At 63.0% G+C, this 20196-nt stretch carries 19 protein-coding genes and 3 tRNA genes; 15 read left to right on the plus strand and 7 right to left on the minus strand.

The annotated features are described in order from the left end of the window. Window positions 1–12: 12 nt before the first annotated feature. Window positions 13–1782, minus strand: coding sequence for an N-acetylglutaminylglutamine amidotransferase (locus tag VCJ09_RS08735; RefSeq protein ID WP_324733979.1), 1770 nt, complete (start codon window positions 1780–1782; stop codon window positions 13–15). Window positions 1783–1895: 113 nt separating this feature from the next. Here VCJ09_RS08735 and VCJ09_RS08740 point away from each other — a divergent pair, with 113 nt between their 5' ends. Continuing rightward, window positions 1896–2369, plus strand: a complete 474-nt coding sequence (locus tag VCJ09_RS08740; RefSeq protein ID WP_324733980.1) for a MarR family winged helix-turn-helix transcriptional regulator — start codon at window positions 1896–1898, stop codon at window positions 2367–2369. Between the two features lie 432 nt (window positions 2370–2801). Here the strand turns inward: VCJ09_RS08740 and VCJ09_RS08745 are convergent, their stop codons facing one another. The 3 genes from VCJ09_RS08745 to mnmC form a co-directional block, all read right to left on the minus strand. Then, complete coding sequence (locus VCJ09_RS08745; RefSeq protein WP_324733981.1) at window positions 2802–3071, minus strand: metal-sensing transcriptional repressor; 270 nt, start codon at window positions 3069–3071, stop codon at window positions 2802–2804. Continuing rightward, complete coding sequence (locus VCJ09_RS08750) at window positions 3068–3628, minus strand: Tll0287-like domain-containing protein (RefSeq protein WP_324733982.1); 561 nt, start codon at window positions 3626–3628, stop codon at window positions 3068–3070. The genes VCJ09_RS08745 and VCJ09_RS08750 overlap by 4 nt, the downstream gene beginning before the upstream one ends. 82 nt (window positions 3629–3710) lie before the next feature. After that, window positions 3711–5693 (minus strand): bifunctional tRNA (5-methylaminomethyl-2-thiouridine)(34)-methyltransferase MnmD/FAD-dependent 5-carboxymethylaminomethyl-2-thiouridine(34) oxidoreductase MnmC, encoded by a 1983-nt coding sequence (gene mnmC, locus VCJ09_RS08755; protein WP_324733983.1) that lies wholly within the window; start codon window positions 5691–5693, stop codon window positions 3711–3713. A 199-nt stretch (window positions 5694–5892) separates the two neighbouring features. Here mnmC and pap point away from each other — a divergent pair, with 199 nt between their 5' ends. Together pap and VCJ09_RS08765 are read left to right on the plus strand one after the other, a co-directional pair. Beyond that, complete coding sequence (gene pap / locus VCJ09_RS08760; RefSeq protein WP_324733984.1) at window positions 5893–7380, plus strand: polyphosphate:AMP phosphotransferase; 1488 nt, start codon at window positions 5893–5895, stop codon at window positions 7378–7380. Window positions 7381–7526: 146 nt separating this feature from the next. Next, window positions 7527–8711, plus strand: coding sequence for a thiolase family protein (locus tag VCJ09_RS08765; protein WP_324733985.1), 1185 nt, complete (start codon window positions 7527–7529; stop codon window positions 8709–8711). Window positions 8712–8980: 269 nt separating this feature from the next. Here VCJ09_RS08765 and gspD read toward each other — a convergent pair whose 3' ends face one another. Together gspD and VCJ09_RS08775 are read right to left on the minus strand one after the other, a co-directional pair. Next, the gene (gene gspD / locus VCJ09_RS08770; protein ID WP_324733986.1) at window positions 8981–10930 is read right to left on the minus strand and encodes a type II secretion system secretin GspD; all 1950 of its coding nucleotides are present in this window, start codon (window positions 10928–10930) and stop codon (window positions 8981–8983) included. Window positions 10931–10934: 4 nt separating this feature from the next. Continuing rightward, on the minus strand, window positions 10935–11549 hold the full coding sequence (locus tag VCJ09_RS08775; RefSeq protein ID WP_324733987.1) for a type II secretion system protein N: 615 nt from the start codon (window positions 11547–11549) through the stop codon (window positions 10935–10937). A gap of 343 nt (window positions 11550–11892) precedes the next feature. On the opposite strand from VCJ09_RS08775, the gene gspE reads away from it, so the two are divergent. The 12 genes from gspE (at window position 11893) to VCJ09_RS08835 (ending at window position 19872) form a co-directional block, all read left to right on the plus strand. Beyond that, window positions 11893–13380 (plus strand): type II secretion system ATPase GspE, encoded by a 1488-nt coding sequence (gene gspE, locus VCJ09_RS08780; protein WP_324733988.1) that lies wholly within the window; start codon window positions 11893–11895, stop codon window positions 13378–13380. Between the two features lie 12 nt (window positions 13381–13392). Beyond that, on the plus strand, window positions 13393–14610 hold the full coding sequence (xcpS, locus tag VCJ09_RS08785; protein ID WP_324733989.1) for a GspF family T2SS innner membrane protein variant XcpS: 1218 nt from the start codon (window positions 13393–13395) through the stop codon (window positions 14608–14610). Between the two features lie 14 nt (window positions 14611–14624). Continuing rightward, the gene (gspG, locus tag VCJ09_RS08790; protein ID WP_324733990.1) at window positions 14625–15092 is read left to right on the plus strand and encodes a type II secretion system major pseudopilin GspG; all 468 of its coding nucleotides are present in this window, start codon (window positions 14625–14627) and stop codon (window positions 15090–15092) included. 17 nt (window positions 15093–15109) lie between these two features. Continuing rightward, window positions 15110–15664, plus strand: coding sequence for a type II secretion system minor pseudopilin GspH (gspH, locus tag VCJ09_RS08795; RefSeq protein ID WP_324733991.1), 555 nt, complete (start codon window positions 15110–15112; stop codon window positions 15662–15664). Beyond that, window positions 15661–16053, plus strand: coding sequence for a type II secretion system minor pseudopilin GspI (gene gspI, locus VCJ09_RS08800; protein ID WP_324733992.1), 393 nt, complete (start codon window positions 15661–15663; stop codon window positions 16051–16053). Before gspH ends, gspI begins: the two co-directional genes overlap by 4 nt. Next, window positions 16050–16736, plus strand: a complete 687-nt coding sequence (gene gspJ / locus VCJ09_RS08805) for a type II secretion system minor pseudopilin GspJ (RefSeq protein WP_324733993.1) — start codon at window positions 16050–16052, stop codon at window positions 16734–16736. Before gspI ends, gspJ begins: the two co-directional genes overlap by 4 nt. Further along, complete coding sequence (gene gspK / locus VCJ09_RS08810) at window positions 16733–17698, plus strand: type II secretion system minor pseudopilin GspK (protein ID WP_324733994.1); 966 nt, start codon at window positions 16733–16735, stop codon at window positions 17696–17698. Before gspJ ends, gspK begins: the two co-directional genes overlap by 4 nt. Next, window positions 17695–18831, plus strand: coding sequence for a type II secretion system protein GspL (gspL, locus tag VCJ09_RS08815; protein WP_324733995.1), 1137 nt, complete (start codon window positions 17695–17697; stop codon window positions 18829–18831). The genes gspK and gspL overlap by 4 nt, the downstream gene beginning before the upstream one ends. Before the next feature lie 2 nt (window positions 18832–18833). Next, window positions 18834–19358, plus strand: coding sequence for a type II secretion system protein M (locus VCJ09_RS08820; protein ID WP_324733996.1), 525 nt, complete (start codon window positions 18834–18836; stop codon window positions 19356–19358). Between the two features lie 149 nt (window positions 19359–19507). After that, window positions 19508–19583, plus strand: a tRNA-Val gene (locus VCJ09_RS08825). Between the two features lie 35 nt (window positions 19584–19618). Beyond that, window positions 19619–19695 (plus strand) — tRNA-Asp (locus tag VCJ09_RS08830). 100 nt (window positions 19696–19795) lie between these two features. Beyond that, window positions 19796–19872, plus strand: a tRNA-Asp gene (locus VCJ09_RS08835). Window positions 19873–19929: 57 nt separating this feature from the next. On the opposite strand, the gene VCJ09_RS08840 is transcribed toward VCJ09_RS08835, so the two are convergent. Beyond that, window positions 19930–20139 (minus strand): DUF6316 family protein, encoded by a 210-nt coding sequence (locus tag VCJ09_RS08840; RefSeq protein WP_324733997.1) that lies wholly within the window; start codon window positions 20137–20139, stop codon window positions 19930–19932. Between the last annotated feature and the right edge of the window lie 57 nt (window positions 20140–20196).

Consider the following 20196-nt stretch of genomic DNA (forward strand, 5'->3'; position numbering starts at 1 on the left):
GGGGTACCAGGCTTACAGGCCTTGCTCGCTCAGCCACAGGTTGAGCGCCGCCATCTGCCACAGCTTGGAGCCGCGCAGCGGCGTGAGCTGGCCATGCGGGTCAGTCAGCAGGCGGTCGAGCATGGCCGGGTTGAACAGTCCGCGATCCTGGCTCGGGTCGACCAGCAGGTCGCGCACCCAGCCCAGAGTGGCGCCTTCCAGGTGCTTGAGACCCGGCACTGGGAAATAGCCCTTCTGGCGATCGATCACTTCGGCCGGAATGACCTGGCGCGCCGCCTCCTTGAGTACGTGCTTGCCGCCGTTGGGCAGCTTGAAACGTCCGGGAATGCGCGCGGAAAGCTCGGCCAGACGATAGTCGAGGAACGGCGTGCGCGCCTCCAGGCCCCAGGCCATGGTCATGTTGTCGACCCGCTTGACCGGGTCGTCGACCAGCATCACCGTGCTGTCCAGGCGCAGCGCCTTGTCCACCGCGGCGTCGGCACCGGGCTGGGCGAAGTGCTGGCGGACGAAGTCGCCGGCCATGTCGCCAGTCAGCCATGCAGGCTGTACGCAGGCGGCGTACTCGTCGTGATCGCGGTCGAAGAACGCCTGGCGGTAGGCCGCGAAGGCATCGTCGGCGCCGTCCACCAGCGGGTACCAGTGGTAGCCGGCGAACAGCTCGTCGGCGCCCTGACCGCTTTGCACCACCTTGCAGTGCTTGGCCACCTCGCGCGACAACAGATAGAAGGCGATGCAGTCATGGCTGACCATCGGCTCGCTCATGGCGCGGAAGGCTGCTGGCAGTTGTTCGAGAATCTCGTTCTCGCCGATGCGCAGCTGATGGTGGCGGGTCTTGAAGCGCTCGGCGATCAGGTCGGAGTACTGGAACTCGTCGCCACGCTCGCCACCGGCATCCTCAAAACCGATGGAGAAGGTCGACAGCTGTTCGATCCCGGCTTCGCGCAGCAGGCCGACCAGCAGGCTGGAGTCGACGCCGCCGGAAAGCAGTACGCCGACTTCCACGGCGGCACGTTGACGGATCGACACCGCCTCGCGCATGCCATCGAGGACGCGCTCGCTCCAGTCTTCCAGGCTGTAATCGACCTCATCGCTTTGCGGGCCAAACTGCAGGCTCCACCAGGTCTGCTGTTCGCAGTTGCCCTGGGCGTCGATACGCATCCAGCTGGCCGCGGGCAGTTTCTCCACACCGGCGAGGATGGTGCGCGGCGCCGGGACCACGGCATGAAAGTTCAGGTAGTGGTTGAGTGCGATGGGGTCGAGGGTCTTGCCGATATCGCCGCCCTTTAGCAGGGCCGGCAGGCTGGAGGCGAAGCGCAGGCGTTGGCCGGTGCGCGACAGGTACAGCGGTTTGACCCCCAGGCGGTCACGGGCGATGAACAGTTGCTGGGTGTCACGCTCCCACACGGCGAAGGCGAACATACCGTTGAGCTTGGGTAGCAGGTCCGCGCCCCAGGCGTGATAGCCCTTGAGCAGTACCTCGGTGTCACCACCGGAAAAGAAGCGATAGCCAAGGCCTTGCAGCTCGGTACGCAGTTCCGGGTAGTTGTAGATGGCGCCGTTGAACACCATGGACAGGCCGAGGTCGCTGTCGATCATCGGCTGGCCGGAGGCTTCGGCGAGATCCATGATCTTTAGCCGACGGTGGCCGAGGGCGATGGGGCCCTGGCTATGAAAGCCGTGGGCATCGGGGCCACGAGGGGCCAGGTGGTGAGTGATTCGCTCGACCGCGGCCAAGTCGGCCGGTCGTTGATCAAAGCGTAGTTCTCCAGCTATTCCGCACATAGGGTTCCTTACCGGTATTGCCGTTGGGGAGTGGTTCTGGCTCGCCGAGCCTTGTACAGGGAAACAAATAAATGCTTTCATGTCAAAGCGATAAGATGACTTAGAAGGCATGTATGACTGAAAAAATAGTTCCTACTGAAATAGATTTGTCATCTGTGATGACGCTCGATCTGCCGATTTTCCAGTCGCTAAGGCGCCTGCAGCAGGCGGGTGAGGTGCATGCCAAGCGCCTGGCCCGTTTCGGCGGACTGACGCCCATGCAGTTGATGATCCTGCAGGTGCTGGCCGGTGAGGAACGATTGACCGCCAGCGACCTGAGTGGACGGGTCAGCCTCACGGCGGCGACCCTGTCGGGCATGCTCGATCGTCTGGTGGAGCGCGGCCTGTTGCAGCGCCAGCGTGACGATCAGGATCGCCGTCGCCAGTGGTTGCTGCTCAGCGATGCTGGCCGTGAACTGGTGCAGCAAGCGCCGACACTGCTGCCGCCGGAGTTTCGCCAGCGCTTCGCCGCGCTCAAGGATTGGGAGCGACACAACCTGACCGCTGCGCTGCTTCGCGCGGCGGAACTGTGCGGCGAGATGGAGTGAGCGAACGGCGGAATGTGTCGCCTGGAGCGGCTGTTGGCACCGCCAGGCCTGGAGCGCCCAGCCATCCGTAGAAGGGCAGCTCCGCGACGAAGTGAAGTCAGGTCGGTAACCAACCCACGTATATCAGAGTGATCCACCGTCGCAGAATCGTCCTCCATACCCTGAACCTAAGCCACTGCGAGGAGAGCAAAAACGAAATGCTGGATCCATAGTTGATAGGTCAATCCATATCAGGATGCCACTCGCCGAAGGCCGTGCGCCATGGCTCAGCGACGCGGCACAACAGCCGGCGGGTTGTCGCTGCGCTCCGAACGGAACGCCGCCCGAGCCGCCCCACAATCTCGACTATTCGCCAGATCTGGACCAAAGCGCTCAAGCGGCACTCTGCAGGAGCCAGCAAAGACTTGGCGTCCCCTCTGGCACCTACAAAACTCAGGTGTACTTGGTGAAAATGGCGCGAACCCGGGCGAGGGTTTCACTGGGGTCGTGCTCGGGGTCGAGTACGGCTTCTTCCAGCAGGCAGGCGAGCATCTCCTGGTAGGCCTTGTCCAGCGCCTTGCGGGCGGCAGCGAATTGCTGGGCGATGGCCTCGCAGTCCTCGCTGCGGCGGATCATCGCCTGGATGCCGCGGATCTGCCCTTCGACCCGGGCCAGGCGCTTGAGCATGGCGTCTTCATGGGCCGCGCGGGTTTGTTCGCTCATGGTGCTGCAGCCGCCAGCGTGCGCCGCAGAGTGAAGGCGCCGCGTAGTTCGCCCAGGCCAAAGCCGCTGGCCTGATCCGCGGGATAGTCTTGTTCGATCTGCGCCGCTACCTCGGGCTTGATCGCCTGGCCGTGACAAACCAGGCACGGCTCGCCGGTGGCGATGGCTTGCATGTAACGGAACTCGCCGTCGACGACCGCCGACGCGCTCATCTGCGTCAGCTCTTCGCCGGCGCTTTGCCGCTGTAAAAAGTCTTCCAGTACCTGACGTTCCCAGGCATCTGGCTGATTATCCGGGTTGCGCAGGTGCAGGGCGGTGCGTCCGACTTTCCAGGGGTGCTGGCTGTGCTCCACGGCGATAGTTGGCGCGAGCAGTTGGCAGGCTTGCACGGCCTGCACCGGGCCGCCGGCCGCGACGGCAGTTTTCACCGTCTGCATCAACTGTTGCTGGAAGGGTGGGATAAGGCCGGCGGCTTCGCGTTCGAGGTTGGCCAGGTCTGCAGCAGGAGCGGCCCAGGCCAGGGTCGGCAGGGCGGCGAGTACGAGGATCAGGCGCATGCTGGTGTCACTCCGTGTCTGTATACCCCGTAGGGTATGTGTGGGTCGTGAGTGCAAGCAAGCGCCACGTCTGGGGTTGCGGCTATTGGCCGCGTATCAACAGACGCAGGGCGAAGCGGTTGGGATGGCAGGCCTCGGCGACATCCCGGGGCACGGGCAGCGGTTCATCGTTGAGCCAGGCGGCAATCAGTTCGCCAGACAGCGGTGCGGTGATCAGCCCGCGCGAACCGTGGCCGCTGTTGATATACAAGCCGTCGAGCCAAGGGCAGGGGGTGTCCGGAACCTGGCGGGCATCCTTGGTCAGCACCGCGTAGGCCTGGAGAAAGGCTGGGCGATCCGCCAGGGGGCCGACGATGGGCAGGTAGTCCGGGCTGGTGCAGCGAAAGGCGGCGCGGCCTTCGAGTTGTGCCGGGTCGAGCTGGGTGCTGTGCAGGCGTTCGGCCAGGTCGCTCGATATTTCCTCGAGTAGTGCCAGATTGTCTGCATGATCGGCGCTGTTGAGCGTCAGGTCGTCGCTTTTGAAGTCGAAACTTGCGCCCAGGGTGTGTTCGCCGAGGCGTGCGGGCGCGATATAACCCGATGCGCATACCACGCTGCGCAGTGCCGTGCTCTGTGCGGTGGCCAGTACTCGGCTGATCTGCCCGCGAATACGCTTGAGCGGCAGTTCGGCGCTGTAGGGGAAGCGCTTGATCTCGGCGGCGCCGGCCAGCACCACCACGGCTGCACTGGCCAGCAACTGTTCGCCGTTCCAGGCTTGCCAGGTTTGTCCATCACGACGTAACTCCAGCGCCTCCTGGTGCAGTTGCAGGCGAATATTCGGCTGCTCGGCGAGCAGCCGGCACAGCGCTGGCGGGTGAACCCAGCCGGCTTGCGGGTAGAACAAGCCGCCGGCCGGGAGCTGGATGCCGGCCTTGGCTTCGGCGCTGGCCTGGTCGAGGTTGACCAGCAGATCGCTGGGGAAGGCCGCCGCCAGTTGCGCCTGGCGTTGCGCCTCCTTGCTGTCGAGGGCCAGTTGCAGTACCCCGCAGTTGTCCCAGTCGCGACCTTTGTGCAGCTGCTCGAGCAGGCGGCGGGTGTAGCCGAAGCCACTGACGATCAGCCGCGACAGCGCCGTGCCATGGGCTGACAGCTTGAGGTAGAGCACGCCTTGCGGGTTGCCCGAGGCTTCCTCGGCGATGTTGGCGTGGCGTTCCAGTAGGGTCACCTGCCAGCCGCGTATGGCCAGGCTGGCGGCAGTGGCGCAGCCGGCCATTCCCGCCCCGATAACCAGGGCCTGGCGTGCGCTGGTGCGCTGCGCCGGCCGGGCGAACCAGGGTTTGCTGGCGCCCACGGCGGTGCCGACGAACTGGCCCTTGAGTACTTCCCACTTGCTGCCCAGGCCCGGCACGCGCTGCATCTTGAAGCCGGCGTCATTCAGGCGGCGGCGCACGTAGCCGGTGCTGGTGAAGGTGCCGATGCTGGCGCCGGGTGCGCTCAGCCTGGCCAGTTCGACGAACAGCTCGGGGGTCCACATCTGCGGATTTTTCGCCGGGGCGAAGCCGTCGAGAAACCAGGCGTCGATCCGCGCGTCGAGTTGCGGCAGCAGCTCCAGGGCATCGCCGATCAGCAGGGTCAGAATGATCCGTCCGCCGGCGAAAATCAGGCGCTGAAAGCCCGGATGCAGGGCGACGTACTGGCCGAGCAATTCGTGCGCAAAGGGCGCCAGCTCTGGCCACAAGGCCAGCGCGCGCTGCAGGTCGCTGTGGGTGAGCGGGTATTTCTCCACGCTGACGAAGTGCAGCCGTGCGCCAGCGGGCGCCAGCTGCTCGAACAACTGCCAGGCGCAGAGAAAATTCAGCCCGGTGCCGAAGCCGGTTTCGCCTATTGCCAGTTGTTCGCCCTCGCCCAGGGCACTGTAACGCGCCGGCAGATCGTTGTTGGCGAGAAACACATGGCGGGTTTCGGCCAGGCCATTCTGATTGGAAAAATAGACATCGCCGAATAGCCGCGATAACGGCTGCCCCTCGGCGTCCCAGTCGAGCTGCGCGGGTTGGGTGGCGGGTAGGTCGAGCGGGGTGTCGGGCATGGCAAGGGCACCAGATTGGGCAGGCGGGCATTCTAGCGCGGTTGCCCAAGCACTTCAGGGTGCGCCGCGGCTTTTGGCGCAGGGCCGAGCCGGCGCGTTGCTCTGTTGGCGCGGTCCGATCGGCCGGGCACCCGCATATGCTTCACCTAATCGCTCGCGCGATCCGCTAGGCTCTGCTGATCAGATCAGGGAGCTAGTCATGTTCGAGTCCGCCGAGATTGGTCACGCCATCGATAAAGCCACCTTCGATGCCGTCGTGCCGGAGTTGCGTGAGGCATTGCTGGAAGCACAGTACGAGTTGAAGGATCAGGGGCGGTTTCCGGTGATCATCCTGCTCTGCGGTATCGAGGGGGCTGGCAAGGGTGAGACGGTCAAGCTGCTCAACGAGTGGATGGACCCGCGTCTGATCCAGGTCAGTACCTTTGATCAACAGACTGACGAGGAGTTGGCCCGGCCGCCGGCCTGGCGCTATTGGCGACAGTTACCGCCCAAGGGCCACATGGGAGTGTTCTTCGGCAACTGGTACAGCCAGATGCTGCAGGGGCGGGTGCAAGGACATTTCAAGAATGCCGTGCTGGACCAGGCGATTGATGCGGCCTCGGCCCTGGAGCGCATGCTCTGTGACGAGGGCGCGTTGATCTTCAAGTTCTGGTTTCATCTGTCCAAGAAACAGATGAAGGCGCGCCTCAAATCGTTGCAGGACGACCCCTTGCACAGTTGGCGCATCAGCCCGCTGGATTGGCAGTCGTCGAAGACCTATGACAAGTATGTGCGGGTCGGCGAACGGGTGCTACGCCGCACCAGTCGTGACTATGCGCCCTGGTATGTGGTCGAAGGCGTGGACGAGTATTACCGCAGCCTGACGGTCGGGCGAATTCTCCTCGATGGCTTGCAAGCGGCGCTCAAAGCCAGAAGCCAGTCGCAGCTTCAGCCCCATGCGGCGCCGCTGACGTCCAGCCTGGATGATCTGAGCGTGCTCGACAGCCTGGATATGAGCCAGGCGCTGGACAAGAGTGACTACAACGAGCAACTGGTCACCGAGCAGGCGCGGCTGTCGGGTTTGCTGCGCGACAAACGCATGCGCAAGCATGCCCTGGTGGCGGTGTTCGAGGGTAACGATGCCGCCGGCAAGGGCGGCGCGATTCGCCGAGTGACGGCGGCGCTCGATCCGCGTCTGTACCGCATCGTGCAGGTCGCGGCGCCGACCGACGAGGAGAGCGCGCAGCCCTACCTGTGGCGTTTCTGGCGGCAAATCCCGGCGCGCGGCAAGTTCACCATGTTCGATCGTTCCTGGTACGGCCGGGTGCTGGTGGAGCGGGTCGAAGGTTTTTGCAGTCCCGCTGACTGGCTGCGCGCCTATGGCGAGATCAACGACTTCGAGGAGCAGCTGACTGACGCCGGCGTGGTGCTGGTCAAATTCTGGCTGGCGATCGACCAGAAAACCCAGTTGCAGCGCTTCAACGAGCGAGAACAGACCCCCTTCAAACGCTTCAAGATCACCGCGGACGACTGGCGCAATCGCGAGAAGTGGCCGCAGTACCGCGATGCCGTGGGCGATATGGTCGACCGTACCAGTACTGAGATCGCGCCCTGGACATTGGTCGAGGCCAACGACAAGCGCTTCGCTCGGGTCAAGGTGCTGCGCACTATCAATGAGGCGCTGGAGGCCGCGTTCGCCAAGGATTGATGGCATCCGCCGAAGCGGCGTAACGTGGCGTGCACCCGGCTAGGCAACGATGGTCGCGCATATGACTGGTGAATGATCCTCGCAGGCTGAGATTGTTCAGCCTTATTCTCGCCGTATATCCAACGTCAACAATAATGAGGTGCATCATGCGTGAAGTGGTGATTGTCGATAGCGTGCGGACTGGCCTGGCCAAATCCTTCCGTGGCAAGTTCAACCAGACCCGTCCGGACGATATGGCGGCTCATTGCGTGAATGCGCTGCTGCAACGCAGCGGCCTGGACCCGGCGCTGGTCGAAGATTGCATCGTCGGTGCCGGCTCCAACGAAGGCGCCCAAGGCATGAACATCGGCCGCAATGTGGCGGTGCTTTCCGGCCTGGGTACCCAGGTCGCCGGCATGACCCTCAACCGCTTCTGCTCTTCGGGTCTGCAAGCCATCGCCATCGCCGCCAATCAGATCGCCTCGGGCTGCAGCGAGATCATCGTCGCCGGTGGGGTCGAATCGATCACCATGACCATGAAAAGCATGAACACCGACAATCTGTTCAACCCGGTTTTGCAGAAAGATGTACCGGGTATCTATTACCCCATGGGCCAGACTGCCGAGATAGTCGCACGGCGTTATAACGTCAGCCGCGAAGCCCAGGACGCCTATGCCCTGCAGAGCCAGCAGCGCACCGCGCGGGCCCAGGCCGAAGGCCGCTTCGACGACGAAATCGTGCCGATGAGCGTCACCTACCTGGTCGAAGACAAGGCCACTGGCGAGAAGACGCTGCTCGAGGCAGTGGTCGATCGCGACGACTGCAACCGTGCCGACACTACTCTGGAAAGCCTGGCTGGGCTCAAGCCGGTGTTTGCCGATGATGGCTCGGTAACGGCCGGCAACGCCTCGCAGTTGTCCGATGGCGCCTCCATGACTCTGGTGATGAGCCTGGAGAAAGCCCTGGAATTGGGCCTCAAGCCTAAAGCCTATTTCCGCGGCTTCGCCGTCGCCGGCTGCGAGCCAGACGAAATGGGCATCGGTCCGGTGTACTCGGTGCCGAAACTACTCAAAGCCAAGGGCTTGAGCGTTGCCGATATCGATCTGTGGGAACTCAACGAGGCCTTTGCCTCGCAGTGCCTGTATGCCCGCGATTGCCTGGGTATCGACAACGACAAGTACAACGTCAATGGTGGGTCTATTTCGATCGGTCACCCATTCGGCATGACCGGTTCGCGTCAGGTTGGCCATCTGGTGCGCGAGCTGCAGCGGCGCAACCTGCGTTACGGCATCGTCACCATGTGTGTGGGTGGCGGCATGGGCGCCACCGGCTTGTTCGAGGCGTATCGCTGAGGCGCGGTCTTTTCAGCAGGGCTTAGCCACAAAAAAACCGCGTCGTTGCAGACGCGGTTTTTTTGCTTCAACGCGCGCTTGCGGAGAAGGCAGCCTTGACTCTGGGGAAGACATAGTCGCAATCCCTGAGACGTAGATCCGGGGATTGCGGTGTTTGGCGACTGCCACGGGACCTGCCGCCCAGCCTGTCACTCTGGTCTTTCCGGCAATAATGCGCAGAACCTAAAAGCCCCGCTGAGAGAGTCGGGGCTTTTTCATGTACGCAGACTTTACTCGCGCACGTCGATGGCCGGCGTATTGTCACGATCGAACAGTTTTTTGGGGTCGCGTGGCAGGATGCCCGGGCGGTAATCGTTGCTCACATCGCCGAGCACCCGGATATCGCTGTACTTCTTGCCCGATAGTGCGGCCAGGCCTGCGGCATCGCGGATCACGGTCGGGCGCAGGAACACCATGAGGTTGCGTTTGATGTGAGTGTCCTTGGACGAGCGGAACAAACGGCCGAGCAGGGGGATATCGCCAAGTAGCGGCACTTTCGAAACGGTCTGAGTCACATCGTCCTGAATCAGTCCGCCCAGCACAATGACCTGGCCATCTTCGGCGAGGATAGTGCTCTTGATCGAGCGCTTGTTGGTGATCAGGTCCACCGCATTGACCCCCTGGGTAGTCGGGGCAATGGAGGAGATTTCCTGTTCGATTTCCAGGCGCAAGCTGGCGCCTTCGTTGATATGCGGGGTGACTTTCAGGGTCACGCCGATGTCCTGGCGCTCGATGGTGGTGAAGGGGTTGTCCGCCCCCGCGGCGCTGGTGGTGAAGGAACCGGTCTGGAAGGGCACGTTCTGCCCGACCAGAATTTCCGCTTTCTGGTTGTCCAGCGTTAGCAGGCTGGGCGTCGACAGCAGGTTGCTCTTGGTGTTGGCCGACAACGCGGTGATCAGCACGCCGAAGCTGTCGGTGCCGAGGCCGATGATGGCGCCGTTCGGGAGGCTGTTGAGTATCGGGTTGTCGATGTTATTACGTTGATCCTGGGCGGCTTGCAGGACAGTGCCGACCGACAGACCGGTGTTGCTGAAGTTCACCCCGCCTAGGCCGCCTGTGCTACCGCGGGCATCCACCGCCCACTGCACGCCGAGGGCATCGCTGATGTCACCGGAAACTTCGACGATGGCCGCTTCCACCATCACCTGAGCGCGCGGCACATCGAGCTGGCGGACGATGTTTTCGAGGGTCGCCACCAGATCCGGATCAGCCAGTAATACCAGGGCGTTGAGGCTTTCGTCGGCGCGAATCAGGATGTTCTGCGGTCTTCCGGTGGATTCTCCGTCGCTCTGGGTTTTCAGCCCTTCGGAGATATCGCCGAGGGTTTCCGCAAGAGCCTTGGCGTCGTTATGGCGCAGGAGAATCACCCGGGTATTGGCTGAGCGACTGGTCGGGCTGTCCAGCGATTGCGCCAACGCTACCAGCTTGGCGCGCGCCGCCGGTGGGCCAAGGATGATCAGGCGGTTGGTGCGCGCGTCGGCGATTACCTGGATACCGGCCGAGCCTTTCCCCTGGCCACGCTCCAGGGTTTTATTGAGCAGTTCGGCGGCATCCATGACCCAGGCATGCTGAAGGTCGAGCACGCTGTAATCGCGATCACCTTTCTGGTCGAGCTGACTCAGCAAGTCTTCGATGCGCGCGATATTGGCGCTGCGATCACTGATGATGATCGCGTTGGCCGAGGTGACTGCGGCCAGGTGGCCGTATTGAGGCACCAGGGGGCGAAGCAAGGGAATGAGTTCGGTTGCTGAAGTGTGCTGCACTTGAATCAGGCGAGTTTCCAGGAGATCCGGGGCGGGGCGGCCTTGTCCCGCATCGGCCTTGGCCTCGGCGTTGGGCACGATACGCGCCTGCTCGCCCTGGGTGATGACGCTGAAACCGTGGGTGGCCATCACCGAGAGGAATAGTTGATAGATTTCGCTCAGGGTCAGCGGCGTGCTCGATACCACGCTGACCTGGCCTTTGACCCGCGGATCGACGATGAAGGTTTCCCCGGTGATCTGCGCGATCTGCTCGATGAACTCGCGGATATCGGCGCCCTTCAGGTTGATGGTCCAGCTTTCTTCCTGTTGGTTGGCGCTGGGTGTTGCCGGGCTAATGGCCGCATTCAGGGGCAAAGAGCTGAACGCCAAGCCGGCGGCAAGCAGGGCGCAGGTGAGGCGCGAGAAGATCGGAGTCATCGGTTCAGTTGCTTTCCGTAGTCTGGTCGGTGGGGGGGGCGTCCGCTGGCAAGGTACCGGCAGCTTCCATCTGCTGGCGCAGGGCGTCCATGCGTTCGCGCAGTTGCTCGAGGTTGCCGGCTTCCAGTTGGTCGAGTTGATCCTGCGCATCAGTCGCGGCTGCGTCTGGCGCGTAAACCATACCCTGATCACTGGAGCGATTGTGTGGAAACGCCAGGCTTTCGAGGCGGCCATTGCGCAGCAACTCTACGCGATCGGTGTGGACCGCATGCAGGCTTACGCCGCCAATCACTTCACTGTCTATGCCGTAGCGCTGTGCCTGGTTGCCATCCAGGCGAATGATCGCACTGGAGCGCTTGGGGTCGGCATGTACGAAGCTGCCGAGCAGTGTCAGGCGCATGGTAGTGGCGGGTGGTGGCGCCTCACTGCTCTGGCTGCTGCCGAATAACTGCTCCAGCCCTTGGCCGGAGGCAGGGGGCAGCAGGCTAGCCGTATTCGGTGTGCCGAGCACAGCCGGAGCCCTCAGCAGGCGCAGCCACTCGGCGGTTTGCCAGGCCAGGCTAATGCTCATGGCCAAGACGACCACAACGCCAACCAGAGTAGTTGCGTGCAGTTGCATCCAGCGTCGAGTAGCCATAAGAGGCAAAAGCGTTACTCCAGAAATTTATTGTTATGTGGCGCGATCCGCGCGCCGATCATAGACAGTTGACGAGCATTTGACAGCCCCCTGTCAGGGTGGTGTGTCATGTTCGGCGATGTGCTAAAGATAGCGCAGAGTTTGAGACAATATCGAATGCCGTCGGACAGCGCTCGCAGTAGGCGGGAGTTGTTTTCACCAGCGCTTAGTTTTCCCGCTCCAGTGCGGGAAGTTCATAACCACCAATCGGCGCAACCGCAGACGTACAACGGTCATAATCAGTCGTGATACGCCGGCCAGGTCACCGTTTCAAGGCTTATCCAGGATGAATACACTGCCCACCGAAGCCCCCCTGCGCCGTTTGCCGTTCAGCTTCGCCAAACGTCACGGCGTGGTCTTGCTGATCGAGGCCGATCCGCCCTGTCTGGCCCATCGCGCTGCCGTCGAACTGGTGGCGCTGGCCGAGGCCCAGCGCTTTGCCGGGCGCCGATTACCCATGCAGGCCTTGACCAGCGAAGCGTTTGAGCAGGCTCTGGCCAAGGCTTATCAGCACGAATCTGGGGCCATGCAACTGGCCGAGGGGCTGGGCGGCAGTCTGGATCTGGCGGCCCTGGCCGAGCAGGTGCCGCAAATCGAAGACCTGTTGGAGCAGGAGGATGACGCCCCGATCATCCGGCTGATCAACGCCATCCTTGGCGAAGCGATCAAGGAAGATGCTTCGGATATCCACCTGGAAACCTTCGAGAAGCGCCTAGTGGTGCGTTTTCGCGTGGATGGCATCCTCCGTGAGGTGCTCGAGCCCAAGCGCGAGCTGGCGGCGCTGCTGGTGTCGCGGATCAAGGTCATGGCGCGTCTGGACATCGCCGAGAAGCGCGTACCCCAGGACGGGCGCATCTCCCTGAAGGTCGGTGGCCGCGAGGTGGATATCCGCGTCTCCACGTTGCCCTCGGCCAATGGCGAGCGGGTGGTGCTGCGCCTGCTCGACAAACATGCCGGGCGCCTCAATCTAGAACATCTGGGCATGAGCGCGCGGGATCGCCAGTTGATGGAGGCGGCGGTGCACAAACCCCATGGCATTTTGTTGGTCACCGGCCCCACCGGTTCCGGCAAGACCACCACACTGTATGCCAGTCTGGTCAGCCTCAACGACCGCACGCGCAATATCCTCACGGTGGAGGATCCGATCGAGTACCACCTCGAGGGTATCGGCCAGACCCAGGTCAACCCCAAGGTCGACATGACCTTCGCCCGCGGTCTGCGCGCGATCCTGCGCCAGGACCCGGACGTAGTGATGGTCGGCGAGATCCGCGACAAGGACACCGCCGAGATCGCCGTACAGGCCTCCCTGACCGGCCATCTGGTACTCTCCACGCTGCACACCAACAGCGCAGTAGGCGCCATCACCCGGCTGGTGGACATGGGTGTCGAGCCGTTCCTGCTGTCTTCCTCCTTGCTTGGCGTGTTGGCCCAGCGCCTGGTGCGGGTACTTTGCCCGCACTGCAAGGCGGCCTATCAGGCCGATGCCGCCGAGTGCGCACTGCTCGGCGTGGAGGGCGAATCACCGCCGACTCTGTATCACCCCCGCGGCTGTGGCGAGTGCCATGAGCAGGGTTACCGTGGGCGTACCGGGATTTACGAATTGGTGATGTTCGACGAGCACATGCGCACACTAATCCATAATGCCGCCTCAGAGCAGGACATGATTCGCCATGCCCGGACGCGCGCTCCAGGTATTCGCGAGGATGGCCGGCGCAAGGTGCTGGAAGGGCTGACCAGTCTGGAAGAAGTGTTACGCGTGACCCAGGAAGAGTGATTTAGGACAGACATGGCCGCATTCGAATACCTCGCCCTCGATGGCAATGGTCGCCAGCACAAAGGTGTACTGGAGGCCGACAGTGCCCGCCAGGTACGGCAAATTCTGCGCGAGCGGCAGTTGGCGCCGCTGGAGGTCGAGGCCACCCGCACCCGGGAGCAAGCCCGTGGCGGCGGGCACTTCAGTCTGGTGCGTGGGCTGTCGGCGCGCGATCTGGCCTTGCTCACTCGCCAGCTGGCGACGCTGATCCAGGCTGCGCTTCCGGTCGAGGAAGCGCTGCGTGCGGCAGCGGCCCAGGCCCGCATACCGCGGATCCAGAGCATGCTGCTGGTAGTGCGTGCACGAGTCCTGGAAGGCCACGGTCTGGCCAGCAGTCTGACGGAATTCCCCGCGGCCTTCCCCGAGCTGTACCGCTCTACCGTGGCGGCCGGCGAGCATGCAGGGCACCTCGGTCCGGTACTGGAGCAGCTGGCCGATTACACCGAGCAGCGTCAGCAGTCGCGGCAGAAGATTCAGCTGGCGCTGCTTTATCCGTTGATCCTGATGTGCACCTCGCTGCTGATCGTTGGTTTTCTGCTTGGCTATGTGGTGCCGGATATCGTGCGGGTGTTCGTCGACTCTGGGCAAACCCTGCCGGCGCTGACTCGCGGGTTGATCGTGGCCAGTGAATGGGTCAAGGGCTGGGGCTGGCTGGCGTTGATCCTGGCACTGCTGGGCTTTTTCGCCCTGCGCTGGGCGTTGCACGATGAGGCGCTGAAGCTGCGTTGGCATGGGTTTCTGCTGCACGTGCCGTTGCTCGGTGGCTTGATTCGAGCCACTGATTGCGCCCGTTTTGCCTCGACCCTGGCGATTCTCACTCGCAGCGGCGTGCCGCTGGTGGAGGCGCTGGGTATCGGCGCGGAAGTGATAGTCAACCGGGTGATTCGGCAGCAGGTGGTGGTCGCCGCGCAAAAAGTCCGCGAAGGCGGTAGCCTGACCCGCGCCCTGGAAGCCAGTGGGCAGTTCCCGCCGATGATGCTGCACATGATCGCCAGCGGCGAGCGCTCCGGCGAGCTGGATCAGATGCTCGCGCGCACGGCGCGCAATCAGGAAAACGACCTGAGCGCTCAGGTGGCGTTGCTGGTTGGGCTATTCGAGCCTTTTATGTTGGTGTTTATGGGCGCAGTGGTGCTGGTCATAGTACTGGCCATCCTGCTGCCGATTCTGTCTCTCAATCAGTTGGTGGGGTAAAGCAGGTGAATAGGTTGAACAATGCAGCCAAGTCAACCCGGGGCGCTTGGCCGCGGCCTGCCAGGCTTCAGGCAGGTTTTACCCTGATCGAAATCATGGTGGTGGTGGTGATTCTCGGCATCCTTGCCGCGTTGGTGGTGCCGCAAATCATGAGTCGGCCGGATCAGGCCAAGGTCACGGTCGCCAAGAGCGACATCAAGGCGGTCTCCGCTGCGCTGGACATGTACAAGCTGGACAATTACGCCTATCCAAGCACCCAGCAGGGTTTGGAGGCGTTGGTGGAGAAGCCATCCGGCAACCCACCGGCGAAGAACTGGAGCCGCGACGGCTACCTCAAACGTCTGCCCGTCGATCCATGGGGCAATGTCTACCAATACCTGGCGCCGGGTACCCGAGGTGCCTTTGACCTCTATTCGCTGGGAGCCGATGGCAAGCAGGGCGGTAGTGACCTGGATGCCGATATCGGTAATTGGGACCTCTGATGAGGCTTTACTGAGCTATGTTTGCCGGTCGCAGTGGCGCGTCCAGCCCGGTCCGGGGCTTTACCTTGGTCGAGTTGCTGGTGGTTATCGTGATTGTCGGCAGCCTGATCGGCATGGCTGTACTCAGCAGCGGCATCGCCGGCCCGGCCCGCGAGTTGCGTAACGAAGCCGAGCGGCTGGCCGGATTGATTGGCGTGTTGGCTGAGGAAGCGGTGCTGGACAATCGCGAATACGGCTTGCTGTTGCATGCCGAGGGCTATCGGGTGCTGCGTTATGACCCCCTGTCCGCGCGCTGGCAGGAGCTGGATGACAAACCCTACCGTTTGCCGGCTTGGGCCGAGCTGAGCGTCGAACTCGAAGGCGAGGCGCTGCACTTGCCGCAGCCGGCAACCGAGCCGCGTGGTGCGGCCAATCCCACACCTCAATTGCTGCTGCTCTCCAGTGGCGAGCTCAGCCCCTTTCGCTTGCGCTTGAGTGAGCGGCGTAAGGATGGTCTGCGTTTGCTGTTGTCCAGCGATGGCTTTCGTTTGCCCAAGGTCGAGGTCGACGGCCAAGCGGGTCGGCCAGGATGAAACAGTGCCGTGGCTTCACCCTGCTCGAGGTGCTGATCGCCCTGGCGATTTTCGCCGTGGTGGCCGCCAGCGTGCTGACCGCCAGCGCGCGCAGCCTGCAAGTCGCTGCCCGCCTGGAAGACAAGACCCTGGCGATGTGGATCGCCGATAATCGATTGACCGAGCTGCAGTTGGCCAAAACGCCTGCTGGCGATGGGCGTGATCAGGGCGAGCAGGAGTTCGCCGGGCGGCGCTGGCAATGGCAGAGCGAAATTCAGGCGACCAGTGAACCGAGCATGCGCCGGGTCACTTTGTGGGTGGCGCCGCGCCCGGACAGAGGCAACCGCGCTGGTGACCTGCGCGAACATGCGGTGATCAGCCTCAGCGGCTTTCTCGGGGATGGACGATGAGGTACGCACGCGGCTTCACCCTGCTCGAATTGCTGATCGCCATCGCGCTATTCGCCCTGCTCGGCTTGGCCACCTACCGCATGCTCGACAGCGTGCTGCTAACCGATAGCAGTACGCGCGCCCACGAACAACAACTGCGTGAACTGGTACGCGCTATCGCCGCCTTCGAGCGCGACCTGCTGCAGGTGAGTGTGCGGCCAGTGCGCGATCCTTTTGGCGAGCCACGTCCTGCCTTGCTGGGCGAAGAGGGCGATGACGCCGGAGTGGAGCTGAGCCGGGCCGGTTGGCGCAATCCGCTCGGCTTGGTGCGTGCCGATCTGCAGCGGGTGCGCTGGCAACTGAGCGGCGAGCAGTGGCAGCGGCGCTACTGGAATGTGCTCGATCAGGCCCAGGACAGTCAGCCCCAGGTGCAGCAGGCGCTGGATGGGGTACTGAGCATACGCTTGCGTTTTCTGGATGATGAGGGCAACTGGCAAAGCAGCTGGCCGCCCCCTGCGGTCAGTGGCGAAGCGCAGCTGACCATGTTGCCCCAGGCGCTCGAATTGGTGCTCGAACACCGACGGTATGGCGAGCTGCGGCGTCTGTTGCGTTTGTCTGATGCGCTGCCCAAGGAGGCCGCGCAGGCGCCAGAGGCGGGTCAGTCAAACGAGCAGCAAGTGTCGGGCGAGGGCAGCGAACCATGAAGGCGCAGCGCGGTGTGGCGCTGATCACCGTGATGTTGGTGGTGGCGGTGGTGACGGTGGTCTGCGCCGGGATTATCGCCCGCCAACAGTTGTCGATTCGCAGCAGCGCCAACCAATTGCATGTGCGCCAGGCCTGGCAGTACGCCCTGGGCGGCGAAACCCTGGCCAAGGCGGTGTTGCGGCGCGACTTGCAGCAAGGCAATCCACGTGCGCCTGTGGATCATCTGGACGAAGCCTGGGCGCAGCCGTTGGCGCCGTTCGCCCTGGACGAGGGCGGTGAGTTGCGGGTGCACATCATCGACCCGACTGGGCGATTCAATCTCAACAGCCTGGTGCGCCAAGGCGCACCTAATGACGCAGCAGTGGCGCAGTTTCGCCGATTACTCTTGGCTTTGCAGATCGACACTCCCTATGCCGAGCGCTTGCTCGACTGGCTGGACGCCGATTTTGAACCGAGCGGCGGCTATGGCGCCGAGGATAATCAATACTTGCTGGCAGAGCCGGCCTATCGCGCCGCCAACCGGGCGCTGGCCGATGTATCCGAGTTGCGCCTGTTGCTGGAGATGAATGAAGTCGATTACCAGCGCCTGTTGCCCTGGGTCAGTGCCTTGCCGGCGGATGCGACCTTGAACGTCAATACCGCCAGCGCCCAGGTGCTGGCAAGTCTGGCCGAGGGGCTGCCGCTGAGTACGGCCGAGGGCCTGGTGGCCCGGCGCGCTGGCCAGGGCTATGCCGATGTGTCGAGTTTTCTCGCGCAATTGCCCGGGTTGCAGGTGCAGAGCCAGAGGCTGGCTGTGGGCAGTCAGTATTTTCAGGTGATCAGCGAGGTTAGCGTAGGCGATCGCCGTCAGGTTTTACGCAGCACCCTGCAGCGTGCCAGCAATGGCAAGCTGTATGTCCTAGCCCGTGATCTGGGGCAGAGCGGTGTCCCGTCTGCGCCCGTCGAGGAAGTTGAGCAATGAATCAATTGTGTGTGTTCCTGCCACCTGCGGCCTGTGCCGACGCCTTAGCGGAGTTGCCGGTGCAGCGGGTGCGCGAGGGCGACAGTCAGTGTCTGCCGTTTGCCGAGGCGATGGCTGGGTTGGCCGATGCCTGGACCCTGGTTCTGCCGGTCGAGGCGGTAACGGTCTGCGCCGTGCGCCTGCCGACGCAGAAAGCCCGCTGGCTGCGCCAGGCTCTGCCGTACGCGGTGGAGGAATTGCTCGCCGAAGACATTGAGCAGTTGCATCTGGCCTTGGGCGAGCAGCTCGAGGACGGTCGTCATCGGGTGTTTGCCGTACGCCGCAGTTGGCTAACCAGCTGGTTGGCGCTGTGCCCAACGCCGCCACGCACGATTGCCGTGGATGCCGATCTGCTGCCACGTCAGGGCACTCAGTTGCTACACCTGGAATCGCGCTGGTTGCTCGGCGGCGAAGGGGTGGCCCGCCTGGCACTGGGAGCGGAGGATTGGTCGGCGTTGGCCGCTAGCTGCGCCCATCCGCATGTTGCCTATCGTACAGCCCGGCAGTCGGGGCTGGAACCGGTGGATACGGCTACCGAAATCGTCGATGGCTATACCTGGCTGGCCGGCCAGGCGAGCGAGAACAATTTGGCCCAGGGTGAATTTGCCACGTACCAAGAAAGTGGCCAGTGGCAGCGCTGGCGTCCGCTGCTGGGGTTGGTCGGTCTGTGGCTGGTGTTGCAGTGGGGCTTCAACCTGGCCCAAGGCTGGCAGTTGCAGAATCAGGCGCAGAACTACGCCGAGGTCAGCGCGGCGCTCTATCGAGAGCTGTTCCCCGACGACCACAAGCTGGTCAATCTGCGCGCCCAGCTGGATCAACACCTGGCTGCGGGCGGCGCTAGCGGTCAGGGGCGTTTGCTCGGCATGCTCACGCAGGTGAATCAGGCGCTGAGCGCGGAGGGCACACAGATTTTGGTTCAGCAGGTGGATTTCAGCGAGGTGCGTGGTGATTTGGCCATGCAGATTCAGGCGCCTGGGTTTGCCGAGCTGGAGCGACTGCGTGAGCGTCTGCAGGAGGCCGGTTTGGCGGTGCAACTGGGTTCGGCCAGCCGTGAAACGGCTGGCGTCAGCGCCCGTCTGGTGATCGGAGGATGAGCATGAATCGTTTGGGCGAGTTGATGAAGCCATCTGCGGCGCAGCTGCAGGGCTCGGTACTGGTGCAGCGCTGGCGTGCCTTGCAAGCCCGCGAGCGCCTGGCTCTGGGGCTACTGGCGCTGTTTGTGCTGCTGGCGCTGTTGTATCTGTTGCTCTGGCAGCCGGCGCGTCAGGGCGTGATTGCGGCACGCAGCACCTATCAGCAGGAGCGCGCCTTGCATGCTTACCTGCAGGCACAGGCGCCGTTGGCGCGCAGCTTGGTGAGCAAGCCACAGGTCAGTCTCGATCCGGCACGCTTGCAGGGGCTGGTTACCGCCAGCGCCGCCGAGCAGGGGTTGGCCATAGTGCGGCTGGACAGCGAGAGCGACGGTTCGCTGCAGGTCAATTTGCAGCCGGCGCCATTCGCCCAGCTCCAGCGTTGGTTCAGTCGGCTGGAACAGCAGGGCGTGCAAATTGCCGAGGCGGGCCTGGATCGGGCTGAGGACAATCGAGTGGCGGCAAGGTTAACCTTGCACGTGGCGCAGTAAGGCGGCGTTTCGATCCTGCGGCGGGTCTTGGGAAATGGCTCATGTTCTTGCTTCGGTGTTGCGATGTTTTCTGCTTTTTCAGAAAAACTTTAAGCAGAGTATTGACTTAGGTCCGCCCCGGCCGTAAATTGCGCGCCTCACAAAGCGAAGGGTGATTAGCTCAGCTGGGAGAGCAGCTGCCTTACAAGCAGCGGGTCGGCGGTTCGATCCCGTCATCACCCACCACTCTTTGTGAATTCGGACGCAAGTCCGACCGACGCGCAGCGGTAGTTCAGTCGGTTAGAATACCGGCCTGTCACGCCGGGGGTCGCGGGTTCGAGTCCCGTCCGCTGCGCCATATTTTCCATGCCGAGTTCGCTTGGCATGAGGTAGAACGGCTAGTACAGCTGTTCTTCCCGATGAAGCAAGAGTTCTTTGGGCGCAAGCCCATCCGACACGCAGCGGTAGTTCAGTCGGTTAGAATACCGGCCTGTCACGCCGGGGGTCGCGGGTTCGAGTCCCGTCCGCTGCGCCATATACGAAGCCCTCAGGTAGAGATACCTGAGGGTTTTTTATGGGCGATACATTCCGATCAGAATGCTCGACTCTTAATGCTGTCGCTGGCCTGTAGCACACGGTCAATATAGAAGCCGATGTCCCGCTCTGCGTCGATGCGCGTGAAGTAGGGGCCTTCGAGGGTGCCTTCGCGCGTAGAGAAGAAATACTGGCCGTTGACCGCAGTGACCCGCTCGCTGCGGTAGTGCGTGCCGGGGCTGGGGTCGATGGTGCGTTGACCGAACATGGCAATAACCTCATGCAATGAGCCTAATAGGTTCAGTCTAAGCCGCGTGGATGAACT

Origin of the sequence: Pseudomonas paeninsulae (genome assembly GCF_035621475.1) — a bacterium.
In the GTDB taxonomy this organism is placed as follows: Bacteria; Pseudomonadota; Gammaproteobacteria; order Pseudomonadales; family Pseudomonadaceae; genus Aquipseudomonas; species Aquipseudomonas paeninsulae.